Below are 12525 nucleotides of genomic sequence, written 5' to 3'. Positions count from 1 at the left end.
GAGGCGCCACGGCGGACGGCGTTTCCGGCGCAGCCGCCGCGGGCTTTGCCGCCTCCACTTCACGTGGACGCGTGCCGGCCGTCTGAGTCTCGAATTGCAGGCCGAACTGCACGGCGGGGTCCAGGAAGCCCTTCACGGCGTCAAAGGGAATGACGAGGTGTTCCGGGACATTGTCAAACGAGAGTTCAACCTCGAAACGGTCATCGTGGACGTGGAGGTTCCAGTATTGGTGCTGGAGCACGATGGTCATCTCGCGCGGATAGCGTTGCGCGATCTTTTCCGACAGCGCGACGCCGGGATGACGGGTATTGAACGAGATATAGAAATGATGCTCGCCAGGAAGGCCGGAGGTTTCGGCGATCCGCAAGGCGTCCCGCACCACGCCCTTCAGGGCGTTCTGGGCGAGCAGATCATAGCGCATCAGGTCTTCTGGCATTCGCGTGTCCGGTGGGGTTGAGCGGAAGAACGCCCGTATCATAGCCGGTCGCCCGTGGCAAAGCCATGGCTGCTGAAACATGAAATTGTTGAAAGGAAAGTGCCGGCTTCTGTTGCCAGGCGCCGGCGGCCCCGCCTTGAGCGGCTAAGCCCAAGGACTTTGATTTCGGTGCTCAGACTGCCTTAGGCAGCCACTGCAACCGGAGCATAGTTGTCGTTGGCAACTATATGTTTAGCCCGATAACGTCGGAACCATCACGGGCAAAAAGCGACCCTTTACACCCTCGTCGATCCTGTTTCGCCCCCATCACGGGCCGCCCTCGCGCGGCGGCGGTCCGTGGTGGAGGCGCCGGGTACTGCCCCCGGGTCCGAAAGGCTTATTACGATCACCGTTTATCACCATAGTCATGCCCTTGCGGGCGTGACGGGGAGGAATATAGGAAGTCCGGCGGCGCAAGGGAAGGGGTGGTTTCGGACACCCTTGGTGCGGCCGCCCGGAATCGTCTAACCTTCCCGTCATGAAGCAATATCTCGATCTCATGCGGCATGTGCGCCGCCACGGCCACCGCAAGGATGACCGCACCGGAACCGGTACGCTCTCGGTGTTTGGCTGGCAGATGCGGTTCGATCTCGCCGAGGGCTTTCCGCTGGTGACCACCAAGAAGCTGCATCTGCGCTCGATCATCTACGAGCTTCTGTGGTTCATCCGCGGCGAAACCAATGTGGGCTTCTTGCGCGACAACAAGGTTACGATCTGGGACGAATGGGCCGACACCAATGGCGAACTGGGCCCGGTCTATGGCGCGCAGTGGCGCTCCTGGCCGGCGCGCGACGGCTCCGCCATCGACCAGCTGGCGGACGTCATCGCGCGCATCCGCAAGAGCCCGGATTCGCGCCGGCTGATCGTCACCGCCTGGAACCCGGCGGATGTCGAGCGCATGGCGCTGCCGCCCTGCCATTGCCTGTTCCAGTTCTACGTGGCGGACGGCAAGCTTTCCTGCCAGCTTTACCAGCGCTCGGCGGACATCTTCCTGGGGGTGCCGTTCAACATCGCCTCCTATGCGCTGCTCCCCCACATGGTGGCGCATGTAACGGGGCTGAAGCCTGGCGAATTCATCCACACGCTGGGCGATGCGCATCTCTATCTCAACCACCTCGAGCAGGCCGATGCGCAGCTCATGCGCGAACCACGGCCGCTGCCGCGGCTTCTCATCAAGCGCGAGGTCATGAACATCGGCGATTTCCGCTATGAGGATTTCGAGATCGCCGGCTACGACCCGCATCCGCACATCGCCGCCCCGGTCGCCGTATGAGCCGGCTTGGCGGCGATTTCGCCGGCGGCTGGCTCCGGCGCCTTTACTGGCCGGAAAATCCCGCGGGGCTCGTCTATGCACTGGCGGCGGCGGCGCTGCTGCTGATCGCCTATCAGGGCCTGGCCGCGCTGCTCACGGCCATGGCCTTGCCACTGGCGGGCGGCGGAGACACCGGCTCGATGCGTGCCATGGTGCGGGCCAACCTGGCGTCCATCCTGCCGGCCGCGCTTGCTGCTTCGGCGCTGGCCTGGTGGCTGGCGGGACGGCGTGGCGGTGATGCCGCGCGGGTGCTGGCTTTCCGGCGGCCGGACCTCACCGGATCGGGCTGGCTGGTGCTGGTGATCGGTTTCATGCTCGCCATGTATGTGGCGATGATGGCGCTGGTGCTGGCGCTTGCCATCGATCTCGCGCAATACACGCCGGGGCCAGACGGGCAATCGCCTCCGCAGGGCTCGGCCGGCGAAGTGAAGGAGGCGGTGTTCGACCTCGCCAATGAGCCGCGGCTGTTCCTGCTGATCTTTCCATCGATTGCCATCGGCGCGCCGCTGATCGAGGAACTGATCTTCCGCGGCCAGCTGTTCGCGGCGCTGTCACGCACCAGACTCGGCGTGTCGGGCACCACGGTGGTGAGCTCGGCGTCATGGGCGCTGCTGCACATGACCGAGCCGTGGCTGATGATCGGCATGATCTTCATCATGGGGCTGCTTCTGGGCTATCTCCTGTATCGCTTCGGCAGCATCTGGGTGCCGATCCTCTGCCATGCCGTGTGGAACGGGGCCTATGCGCTGCTCGTCTTCGCCAATCTGGGAGGCGGTCCGTGAGCCTGGCGATCAGGGAAGTGCGGCCGGGCGAGGAAGCGCTGGTGCTCGGCTTCATCCGCAAGCTCGCCCAATATGAAAAGCTGTTGCACGAGGTGACCGCGACGGAGGCGGATATCCGCCACGCCCTGTTCGGACCGCAGCCGCGGTGCCGCTGCGACCTCGCCTTCTGGGACGAACGGCCAGCCGGCTTCGCCCTGTGGTTCTACAATTTCTCGACCTTTGCGGGCAAAGCCGGGATCTATCTCGAGGACCTCTATGTCGAGCAAGACCTGCGCGGCCGCGGCATCGGCAAGGCGCTGCTCAGAGGGCTGGCGCGGCGCTGCCTGGCCGAGGGCCTGCCGCGCCTGCAATGGTGGGTGCTGGACTGGAACGCGCCGTCGATTTCCGCCTACAAGGCGATGGGCGCGAAGCCGATGGAAGAGTGGACGGTCTATCGTGTCTCCGGCCCCGAACTTGAGGCGCTCGCCTCATGACGATCCTTATCCGTGATGCCGGTGCGGGCGATGGCGTGGCGCTGCATGCCATGGTGCGCGAACTTGCCGTCCACCATGGCCATGCGGCGGATTTCGTCTCGACGCCTGATGATTTCGAGCGTTTTCTCTCCGGCCCGAACCCGGTGGGCGGCGCGCTCGTTGCCCTGTGGGATGATGCCCCGGCAGGCTGCGCCATCTGGCACCGCAGCTTCTCCACCTTCCGGGGCCGTGAGACCTTGTATCTCGAAGACCTGGCCGTGCTGCCGCCCTTCCGGCGGCTGGGCATCGGGCGGGAACTGCTCGGGGCGGTAGCGCGGCTGGCCCGCGCCCGTGGGGCTCCCGCCGTGACCTGGGTGATGATGGACTGGAACGAGGACGCGAGGAGGCTCTATGCCAGGGCGGGGGTGGCGTTCGAGCCCGGTACGTCCGTCTGCCGGCTGTCGGGCGCGGCGCTGGAGAGGCTGGGGTCATGATTTCTTTCGTGGTGGCGATGTCCCGCAACGGGGTGATCGGACGGGAAGGCAGCCTGCCCTGGCACATCTCCTCGGACCTCAGGCGCTTCAAGGAGATCACCATGGGCAAGCCTGTGGTGATGGGCCGTAAGACCTGGGAGAGCCTGCCCAGGAAGCCGTTGCCTGGCCGCCCGAACATCATCATTTCCCGCCAGAAGGATTTCGCGCCGGAGGGCGCCAGCGTCGCCACCAGCCCAGCGCAGGCGCTGCGTTTCGCCGCAGGGGCACCGGAAGTTGCGGTGATCGGCGGCGGTGAAATCTACCGGTTGTTCTGGCCCTGGGTGGCCCGCATCTACCTGACCGAGGTCGACCTCGAGGTGGAGGGCGACACCCATTTTCCCGGCCTCGATCTGGCCGCGTGGCAGGAGGTGGCGCGCGAGGTGCACCCCAAGGGCGAACGCGATAGCGCCGCCTTCACCCTGCGGATCCTGGACCGCATGACAAAAAGTTAAGGTCGGGCGCCGCCGTGGACATTGCGCTGCGGCATACCTATATCAACTACGAAATTTTTGACACGACAGCAGAACAAGGGTGGGATGAATGCCGTGGAATTCCGAAGGCGGTGGCGGTAACCAGGGCCCCTGGGGCCAGGGCCCATGGGGGCAGGGCGGCGGCAACGGCGGCGGTCCGCGGCGGCCTAACCCGTCAGGCCGTGGTCCGACGCCCCCCGATCTCGACGATCTGATCCGTCAAAGCCAGGACAAGCTGAAGCAGGTCCTGCCATCGGGCGGCGGCTATGTCGGCTGGATCCTGGCGCTAGGCCTGATCGCGCTCTTCGTCGTCTACAACAGCGTCTACCAGGTGCAGCCGGACGAGCGCGGCGTGGTGCTTCGCTTCGGCACGTTCAATCGTGTCGCGGAGCCCGGCCTGCACTTCGCGCTATGGCCGGTCGAGACAATGGAAAAGCCGCGGGTAGGCGCTGTTCGCCAGATCAACATCGGCAATGAGGGCAGCGAAGGCCAGATGCTGACCTCGGACAAGAACATCATCGGCGTGCCGTTCTCGGTGTTCTGGCGCATCAACGACGCCAAGAGCTACCTGTTCAACGTGGCCGACCAGGAGCGCACCATCCGCGCCGTGGCCCAGAGCGCCATGCGCGAGGTGGCGGGGCAGACCCGCGCCCAGGCCATTCTGACGACGGGCAAGAATGCGGTCGAGGCGCAGGTGATGGAAATCACCCAGAAGCTGCTCGACGAATATGGCGCGGGCGTCACCATCACCTCGGTGAACCTCGGCGACGTGCAGCCGCCGCGCGAAGTGGCCGATGCCTTCGCCGAAGTGGTCCGCGCCGGCCAGAACCAGCAACAGCTGATCAATGAGGCCGAGCAATACCGGAACCAGAAGCTGCGCATGGCGGAAGGCGAGGCGGCCAAGCTGGTCGAGGATGCCAGCGGCTACAAGGCCTCGACCGTGGCGCAGGCCGAAGGCGAGGCGGCGCGCTTTCTCTCCGTCTATGAGCAGTACAGGAAGGCGCAGGGCGTGACCCGCGAGCGTATCTTCCTCGAGACCATGGAGCAGATCCTCGGACAGACCAACAAGGTGATTGTCGAGCAGGGGGCCAATGGCCAGGGCGTGGTGCCCTATCTGCCGCTTCCCGAAGTCAAGGCCCGCCAGGGCGATCAGCAGAACTGAACGGGGCAAAAACCATGACCAGCTTCACCAAAACCATCATCGGCGTCGTTGCAGTTCTGGCGCTGGCGCTGTTCTACATGTCGTATTTCGTGGTCGACGAGAAACACAAGGCGCTGGTGCTGCGCTTTGGCGACATCAATCGCGTTGTCGAGGAGCCCGGCCTCTATTTCAAGCTGCCCTTCGCCGATACGGTCACCAAGATCGAGGACCGCATCATCATCTGGGAGAACAACGACCGCCCGGTGCAGGACGTGGCCTCGCAGGTCTATATCGTGGATGCGATCACGCTCGCCCGCATCAAGGACGCGCGGCTGTTCCGCGAAACCCTGGGCGCCGACCTGATGCAGGCGGAAGCCCGCGTGGCGGCCCGCCTCGATGCGGCGCTGCGCCAGACCTATGGCCGCCGGTCCTTTGACGCGGCGCTCTCATCCGACCGCGCGGTGATGATGCGCGAGATCCGCGATGCGCTGCGCGAGGAGGCCGATACGCTGGGAATCGAGATCGTCGATGTCCGCGTGCGCCGGACCGACCTTTCTGAAAACGTGCTGGAGCAGACCTACCGGCGCATGGAATCCGAGCGCAAGGCGCTGGCCCAGGACATCCGCTCCCAGGGCGAGGCGACCAAGACCAGGATGAACGCCGAGACTGACCGCACCACCACCGAAAAGCTGGCGCAGGCCAAGAAAGAGGCGGAAATCATCCGCGGCCAGGGCGATGCCGAGCGCAACCGGGTGTTCGCCGAGGCGTTCGAGCAGGATCCGGAGTTCTTCAGCTTCTACCGCTCGATGCAGGCCTATGCGAAAAGCCTCGGCACGCAGGGCACCACCATGGTGCTGAGCCCTGACTCCGAGTTCTTCCGCTATTTCGGAGATCAGCGGCCAGGCGGAGCGGGGGCCGCGCCGGCAGCGCCCGCCCCGTAATGCTGGATGATCTGCTGACGGCCCTCGGCCTGGTGCTGGTGATCGAGGGCTGTCTTTATGCCTTGGTTCCGTCGAAACTGCGGGCCATGATGCTGTCAATGCAGTCGCTCACTGACGACCAGCTGCGCCTGGGCGGCATCGCCGCCATGGCGCTCGGCGTCTTGGCGGTGGCGATGGTGCGTGTTGGGTTTTCGTAAGAAATGCGCGGAGGGCGTTGGACCATGAAGACGAGCAATCTGATGACCGTGGCGGCGCTGGCCTTATGCCTGCCGTTCGTGGCGGCGGGCGGCGGCGCGGCGCAGACCACGCCGCAGACGCCGGTGCAGGAGCTGCCCTCGGTCGCCGATATCGCCGACCGGCTGTTGCCGGCGGTGGTGGAGATCACCATCGAAGGCAAGGCGCCGGCGCCGGTTGATACCACCGAGGAAACGCCGGAGAACAACGATGGCGGCTCGCCGCTCGACGATCCGAATAATCCGTTCAGGGATTTCTTCGACGAGTTCATGAAGCGCGCGCCCGGCTCAGAGCCGCCGCCGCGCATGACGTCCATGGGCTCGGGCTTCGTGATCGATCCGGCTGGCATTATCGTCACCAACAACCATGTGGTGGAAGACGCCGGGACCATCGAGGTGCATTTCCACGACGACACCATCCTCCAGGCCGAGCTCGTTGGCCGCGACCCCAAGACCGACCTGGCCGTGCTGCGCGTGAAGCCCGAGAAGCCTCTGTCGGCGGTGACCTTCGGCGACAGCGACAAGCTGCGCGTGGGCGAATGGGTGATGGCCATCGGCAATCCGTTCGGGCTTGGCGGGTCGGTGTCGCTCGGCATTGTCTCGGCGCGCAACCGCGACATCAACGCCGGGCCCTATGACGACTTCATCCAGACCGATGCCGCGATCAACAAGGGCAATTCCGGCGGACCGCTGTTCAACCTCAAGGGCGAGGTGATGGGCATCAACACCGCCATCTTCTCGCCGTCGGGCGGCTCCGTGGGCATCGGCTTTTCGGTGCCCGCCAACACGGCGAAGAACGTGGTGAACCAGCTCATCGCCTATGGCGAAACACGGCGCGGCTGGCTGGGTGTGAAGATCCAGGCGGTAACGCCGGACATTGCCGACTCAATCAACCTCGATGCGCCGCGCGGCGCGCTGGTTTCCGATGTGACGCCCACCGGGCCCGCCGAAAAGGCCGGCATCCAGGCGGGCGACGTGATCGTCGAGTTCAACGGCCGCGCCGTGAACGCCATGCGTGACCTGCCGAAGATCGTCGCCGAGACGCCCATCGGCAGCAAGGTGCCGCTGAAGGTGCTGCGCAAGGGCGCGGAAGTGACGCTTACCGCCGAAGTGGGGCGTCTCGAGGACGGCGAGAAACTGGCGGATTCCGGCGCGGGCGGCGCGGGCGAGGCGGCTCCCGCCAGCGTCACGCTGCTGGGAATGACGCTGTCGTCCATCACGGATGATCTGCGCAAGGAGTATCAGCTCGACAAAGAGCTGAAGGGCGCGGTGGTGACCGAGGTTGCCAAGGACAGCCCGGCGGGCGAGAAGCGCATCGCGCCGGGCGATGTCATCACCGAGGCCGGCGAGCAGGAAGTGCTCGGTGCGGCCGACGTGCGCGACCGCATCGAGGAGGCGAAGAAGGCCGGCAAGTCATCCGTGCTGCTGCTCATCGCCAAGGGCGGCAAGGCCAGCGAGATGCGGTTCATTGCGCTCAAGGTGAAGGAATAGCGGCCTATCTGTCCCGCCGGGGCCGGCCCTCGAGGCCGGCCATTTCGTCAGCGCTGGCCGTGGGGATGCGCATCTCGAAAATCTCGGTCACGCTGGTGTAGTCATAGTAGCCCAGCCTGGCGAGCGGACGGATGCGCGGAATGTCGAGCTTGCCGCTGGGCAGCACATAGCGCCCATCGACGTGGATGCGCACCACCTGGCCGAAGACCACGTCGGCGTCGGACACCTTGGTGGTTCCCGGAAAACGCAGCGTGTTGAGGTAGCGGCACTCGAAGTGGCACGGGCTCTCGGCGACCCGCGGGCCGGGCGCATCGAGGCAGGCGAGTTTGGTGAGCCCCGCGAGTTCGAATTCGTCCACGCCGCGCGCCACCGGCTGGGCCGATCTGTTGACCGCCTCGCGCAGATCGTAGGTGGCCATGTTCCAGACGAAGAAGCCGGTCTCCTCGGCGTTGATCACCGTGTCCTTCTTGCGGCCATCGACATGCTGGTCGGCCGAGAACATGACGATCGGCGGGTCGTAGGTGATGTTCTGCCACTGGCTGAACGGCGCAAGATTAGCCCTGCCATCCTTCGAGACCGTCGAAATCCAGCCTATAGGCCGCGGTACCGTGCAACTCTTGAACGGGTCGAAGGGCAGCGGGCATTCATCGAGCAGCGGGCGGTAATGCATGGGGCGAAGCTTTCATGAGTCACCGGTCACGCCAGTGCGGAGAGTGCAACGGGCATGTCGGGGAGGGGCGGGTTGAGGATATGGCGGGTGGACTTTGCAGGAAGCAGCGCGCCGTGGCGGGCGGCGGCGCAAACCTCCTGCCTTGTGAAAACGCGCGCCGTCCATGACGCCAGCGTGAGCCGCGGATCATCATAGTCGATCACCACGGCATTGATGCGCGAAAGCCCCAGCGCCTGCGCGGCGCGGAAGCGGTGGTGGCCATCGAGGATGGCGAGGCTGGCGCGCTCGACCAGCACCGGGCGGCGCTGCACGCCGTCACGGCGCATGTCATCGGCGAGGCGCGCCGCCTCATCGTCATTCACGTGTTCCGTCGGCCGGAGCGTTGCAAGCGCCAGCCGCTGGCAGGCGTAAGGGCTCACGCGGCGGCGATCTGCGGCAGGCCCTCGAGCGCGGCGTCGAGCGCCGACTGATCGTACATTTTGTCTTCGAGCTTGCCGGCCTGGTAATCCATATAGGCCTGCATGTCGAAATGGCCATGCCCGCAGAGGCCAAACAGGATCACCGGCGAGGCGCCTTGCTCCTTGGCCTTGAGCGCCGCGTTGATGGCCCCGCGCACCGCGTGGTTGGCCTCGGGGGCGGGCAGGATGCCCTCGGTGCGGGCGAACAGCACGCCGGCCTCGAAGCAGGCGTTCTGGGTATAGGCTTCGGCCTCGATCAGCCCCAGCTCCTTGAGGTGAGAAACCATCGGCGCCATGCCGTGGTAGCGAAGACCGCCGGCGTGGAAGCCGGGCGGCATGAAGGTGGAGCCCAGCGTGTGCATCTTGACCAGCGGCGTCATGTGCGAGGTGTCGCCGAAATCATAGGCATAGCGGCCGCGGGTGAGCGACGGGCAGGCGGCCGGCTCGGCGGCGATCACCCGCACCTTCTTGCCGCCGCGCAGGCGCTGGCCGATGAACGGGAAGGTGAGGCCGGCGAAGTTGGAGCCGCCGCCAGTGCAGCCAACGATGATATCAGGCTCGGCGCCCGCCTGCTGCATCTGCTCGATGGCCTCGATGCCGATCACCGTCTGGTGCAGCAGCACGTGGTTCAACACGCTGCCCAGGGCATATTTGGTGTCGGGGCTGGTGGCGGCCACTTCGACCGCCTCGGAAATGGCGATGCCGAGGCTGCCGTTGGAATCGGGATTGGCGGCGAGGATCTGACGGCCGGCATTGGTTTCGAGCGAGGGGCTCGCCACGCATTTGCCGCCATAGACCTCCATCAGCGCCCGGCGATAGGGCTTCTGGTTGTAGGAGATCTTGACCATGTAGACCTTGACGTCGATGCCGAACAGCGCGCCCGCGAAGGAGAGCGATGACCCCCATTGCCCGGCCCCGGTTTCGGTGACCAGTTTCCTGACGCCCTGTTCCTTGTTGTAGAAGGCCTGCGCCACGGCGGTGTTGGGCTTGTGCGAGCCGGCGGGGCTCACGCCCTCGTATTTGTAATAGAGCTTCGCGGTTGTCCCCAGCGCTTTCTCCAGCCCATGGGCGCGGTAGAGCGGGGTGGGCCGCCACATGCGGTAGATGTCGCGCACCGGCTCCGGAATGGCGATGTCGCGCTCGGCGCTCACCTCCTGCATGATGAGTTCCATCGGGAACAGCGGCGAAAGATCGTCCGGCCCAACAGGCTTCAGCGTGCCGGGATGGAGGGGCGGCGGCGGCATCTGCGGCAGATCGGCCGCGATGTTGTACCAGCTCTTCGGAATCCGCTCCTCGCCCAGCACGATCTTGCGCTGCGCGGCGTCAGTGTGTTTGGCCATGGCTTGTCCTCCGTAGGTTGTTGCCCGATGCTGGCAAAATGCCGGGCTCGCCGCAAGAGGCGGCCGGCGCGTCAGCCCAACAGACGCGAGCGAAGATAGATGAGGACGGCCGCCACCAGGCCGAGACCGCCCAAAATCACATAGGCGCCCTTCGACATGCCGGCGATCGCCTGCCTGATTTCGGCGCGGCCGTTCACATTCGGGAATGGGGTATCGGGCGCTGCCGCACCACGAAATGGCAGAGCGGCCCCCAGCCGTGGCCGACGGTGATGATGAGCGGCTTTTCCGGCGGCCAAGTGCTGGTTGTGTTTTGCGATGGCCCGCGCCCTGATCCGGCATTGGCCTTGTTCATGACGACGCCGACCATGTGACAGCAGGCAAAGCCAAGCTGCTTGAGCGCTGTGAAGGTGGACATGGTTCCGGTGCGGCCGCAACCAGCGCCGATGATCTTGAGCGGCATGGGCACCTCCTCGAAGATATGATGCTACGCCTGCGGGGCGGGAGAGAAAGGGGCCCCGACAAGTTGAGGGAGGCTAGGGCACTGACAGGCATCAGGACCAGTCTCGGCTCGTCTCTCCGTTGCTTGGCCAGTAACGTGGCCCGTCTTCCTCCACTGAAGGAGCGGGAGAAGACATAAGGAACATCACGGGCAGAACAACAAGTTCACTTCATCACCCGAGGTTCTGAGCCGTTCCTCTTGCCTGCCGCGGCGGGCCGGGCCAAATAGCCGTCATGAATGACCGTCCGATCGCGGAATCGATCCCGGCAAGCGCCCTGGCGCTGGGCCTTGCGGGCATTTTGCCCTTTGCCGCCGGGGCGCTCTCAATGTGGGTTGCGCTGCCGCTGCTGGCGCCCGAGCTGGGGCTGCGGCTCGGCATCATCTATGGGGCGATCATCCTCTCTTTCCTCGGCGGCATCCGCTGGGGCGCCGCGCTGGGGCCTTTTGATGTGACCCGCCAGGGCCTTGATTTCGGGGCCAGCGTGCTGGGGTCGCTGGCGGGCCTCGCCGCCGCTTTTCTTCCCGCCGTTCCGGCCTTGTCGCTGCTGATCGCCGGGTTCCTGCTGCAGGCGCTGTGGGACGTCACCAGTGCGGAGGCCGGGCGGCTGCCGGGCTGGTTCGGGCGGCTGCGCATGATCCTCACCGGCGGCGCGGTCATCTCGCTCGTCGCCATGCTGGTGGCCGCGGTGGCTATCTGACGGCGGATGCCGGAAAGCGGTGAATGGCCCTGGTGCCGATCATCCAGACGTGGAAATCCCCCAGCAACCCGTCGAAGGCTTCCGAGCGCACGCTCAACGCGCCCGTGTAGCTGCCGAAGGCCGGCATGATGATGCGGCGTTCGTCGGCCACGAAACAGCGGCGGCGGATGCGCTGGCCGCGGGCGTGCACGGCAGCGGCGGGATGAAGATGGCCGGCGATTTCCAATTCATCGCGCGCCAGCGCGCCGGGTTGGTGGCGCAGTGTGACCGGCCCCAGCGCGATTTCCGCGGCCACCCTGCCGCCCAGGTCTTCGGGCGGCGCCGGATCGTGGTTGCCGGCGATCCAGATGGTTTCGGCGGAAGCGGCGATGGTGCGGAGCATGGCCAAGTCGCCGCTATCGATGCGTTCGCGGGCGTGTGAATCATGAAAGCTGTCGCCGAGAAAGCAGATCAGGCGAGGCCTGGCGGCCGCGCACACGGCCCGCAGCTGGTAAAGCGACTCGCGGGTGTCATAGGGCGGCAGATGCACGCCGCGCCGGGCCAGGCTCGTTCCCTTTTCGAGATGCAGGTCCGCCACCAGCAGCGCGCGCAACTCCGGCGCATAGAGCGCGCCTGACAGGTCTGGAATGAAATCCAGCCCGCCAAGGCTTATGCGCTGCGACCTAGACAAGCCGCATGGCCTCGTCGATGAGGGCGTTCGCGGCTTCGGCGAGAACGGCATCATGGGCCTCGCCGTAAACCGATTCGCGGCCGATCTCCAACAGCACGGGCACGGCGAGCGGCGAGACAACCTCAAGCGCCTTGTGCAGGATCTCGCCCTTGATCCGCCGCAGCATGGCTGAGAGCCGCCACGCATCGATCAGCCCTTCCGCAGCGTCGTCCCAGGCCGCGCGCAGCAGCAGGTGGTCGGGCTCGTGGCTTCGCAGCACGTCGTAGATCAGGTCGGTGTTCACCGTCATCTGCCGCGCCGTCTTCTCATGCCCCGGCTGGCGGCGCTCGATCAGCCCCGCGATGATCGCCACGTAACGGA

The 12525-nt window shown here is 65.7% G+C and carries 16 protein-coding genes, 1 other RNA gene and 1 pseudogene; 10 read left to right on the top strand and 8 right to left on the bottom strand.

From position 1 onward, the window contains the following. On the bottom strand, positions 1 to 436 hold a 436-nt coding region (locus ACKOED_RS03540; protein ID WP_408915196.1), incomplete at its 3' end, for an SspB family protein. A gap of 98 nt (positions 437 to 534) precedes the next feature. Then, positions 535 to 901, bottom strand: a transfer-messenger RNA (tmRNA) gene (gene ssrA, locus ACKOED_RS03535). A gap of 52 nt (positions 902 to 953) precedes the next feature. Here ssrA and ACKOED_RS03530 point away from each other — a divergent pair. The 9 genes from ACKOED_RS03530 to ACKOED_RS03490 all read left to right on the top strand — a co-directional run bounded on the left by ACKOED_RS03530 (position 954) and on the right by ACKOED_RS03490 (position 7830). Then, complete coding sequence (locus ACKOED_RS03530) at positions 954 to 1748, top strand: thymidylate synthase (protein WP_408915195.1); 795 nt, start codon at positions 954 to 956, stop codon at positions 1746 to 1748. After that, positions 1745 to 2569, top strand: a complete 825-nt coding sequence (locus ACKOED_RS03525) for a lysostaphin resistance A-like protein (protein ID WP_408915194.1) — start codon at positions 1745 to 1747, stop codon at positions 2567 to 2569. Before ACKOED_RS03530 ends, ACKOED_RS03525 begins: the two co-directional genes overlap by 4 nt. Next, positions 2566 to 3042: a GNAT family N-acetyltransferase gene (locus ACKOED_RS03520; RefSeq protein ID WP_408915193.1), complete on the top strand. Its 477-nt coding sequence runs from the start codon at positions 2566 to 2568 to the stop codon at positions 3040 to 3042. The genes ACKOED_RS03525 and ACKOED_RS03520 overlap by 4 nt, the downstream gene beginning before the upstream one ends. Continuing rightward, entirely contained in the window at positions 3039 to 3515 is a 477-nt protein-coding gene (locus ACKOED_RS03515) for a GNAT family N-acetyltransferase (protein WP_408915192.1), read from the top strand. Before ACKOED_RS03520 ends, ACKOED_RS03515 begins: the two co-directional genes overlap by 4 nt. Continuing rightward, positions 3512 to 4006 carry a dihydrofolate reductase gene (locus ACKOED_RS03510; protein ID WP_408915191.1) on the top strand — a complete coding sequence of 165 codons (495 nt, stop codon included), beginning with the start codon at positions 3512 to 3514 and terminating at the stop codon, positions 4004 to 4006. Before ACKOED_RS03515 ends, ACKOED_RS03510 begins: the two co-directional genes overlap by 4 nt. Before the next feature lie 88 nt (positions 4007 to 4094). Next, the gene (hflK, locus tag ACKOED_RS03505) at positions 4095 to 5186 is read left to right on the top strand and encodes an FtsH protease activity modulator HflK (protein WP_408915190.1); all 1092 of its coding nucleotides are present in this window, start codon (positions 4095 to 4097) and stop codon (positions 5184 to 5186) included. 14 nt (positions 5187 to 5200) lie between these two features. Continuing rightward, a complete protein-coding gene (gene hflC, locus ACKOED_RS03500; RefSeq protein ID WP_408915189.1) occupies positions 5201 to 6106 on the top strand; it encodes a protease modulator HflC in 906 nt (301 codons plus the stop codon). Beyond that, complete coding sequence (locus ACKOED_RS03495) at positions 6106 to 6303, top strand: DUF2065 domain-containing protein (protein WP_408915188.1); 198 nt, start codon at positions 6106 to 6108, stop codon at positions 6301 to 6303. Before hflC ends, ACKOED_RS03495 begins: the two co-directional genes overlap by 1 nt. A gap of 24 nt (positions 6304 to 6327) precedes the next feature. After that, positions 6328 to 7830, top strand: a complete 1503-nt coding sequence (locus ACKOED_RS03490; RefSeq protein ID WP_408915187.1) for a DegQ family serine endoprotease — start codon at positions 6328 to 6330, stop codon at positions 7828 to 7830. 4 nt (positions 7831 to 7834) lie between these two features. On the opposite strand, the gene ACKOED_RS03485 is transcribed toward ACKOED_RS03490, so the two are convergent. The 4 genes from ACKOED_RS03485 to ACKOED_RS03470 all read right to left on the bottom strand — a co-directional run bounded on the left by ACKOED_RS03485 (position 7835) and on the right by ACKOED_RS03470 (position 10758). Further along, positions 7835 to 8500 (bottom strand): flavin reductase family protein, encoded by a 666-nt coding sequence (locus ACKOED_RS03485; protein WP_408915186.1) that lies wholly within the window; start codon positions 8498 to 8500, stop codon positions 7835 to 7837. 26 nt (positions 8501 to 8526) lie between these two features. Next, positions 8527 to 8919 (bottom strand): ParB N-terminal domain-containing protein, encoded by a 393-nt coding sequence (locus ACKOED_RS03480; RefSeq protein ID WP_408915185.1) that lies wholly within the window; start codon positions 8917 to 8919, stop codon positions 8527 to 8529. Further along, a complete protein-coding gene (locus tag ACKOED_RS03475) occupies positions 8916 to 10298 on the bottom strand; it encodes a TrpB-like pyridoxal phosphate-dependent enzyme (RefSeq protein ID WP_408915184.1) in 1383 nt (460 codons plus the stop codon). The genes ACKOED_RS03480 and ACKOED_RS03475 overlap by 4 nt, the downstream gene beginning before the upstream one ends. 193 nt (positions 10299 to 10491) lie before the next feature. After that, entirely contained in the window at positions 10492 to 10758 is a 267-nt protein-coding gene (locus ACKOED_RS03470) for a sulfotransferase (protein WP_408915183.1), read from the bottom strand. A 272-nt stretch (positions 10759 to 11030) separates the two neighbouring features. Between ACKOED_RS03470 and ACKOED_RS03465 the strand changes: the two genes are divergently transcribed. Then, entirely contained in the window at positions 11031 to 11495 is a 465-nt protein-coding gene (locus ACKOED_RS03465) for a DUF3429 domain-containing protein (protein WP_408915182.1), read from the top strand. Here ACKOED_RS03465 and pdeM read toward each other — a convergent pair. Both pdeM and ACKOED_RS03455 read right to left on the bottom strand, forming a co-directional pair. Continuing rightward, a complete protein-coding gene (pdeM, locus tag ACKOED_RS03460) occupies positions 11488 to 12165 on the bottom strand; it encodes a ligase-associated DNA damage response endonuclease PdeM (protein WP_408915181.1) in 678 nt (225 codons plus the stop codon). The genes ACKOED_RS03465 and pdeM overlap by 8 nt on opposite strands. Then, positions 12158 to 12525, bottom strand: a pseudogene (locus tag ACKOED_RS03455) (DNA ligase-associated DEXH box helicase); the annotation flags it as partial. The pseudogene ACKOED_RS03455 and the gene pdeM, both read right to left, overlap by 8 nt.

The organism is Aestuariivirga sp., assembly GCF_046093005.1.
Taxonomy (GTDB): Bacteria; Pseudomonadota; Alphaproteobacteria; order Rhizobiales; family Aestuariivirgaceae; genus Aestuariivirga.
Note: the sequence above shows the minus strand (reverse complement) of the source record. Positions and strands in the feature narration are given on the sequence as shown.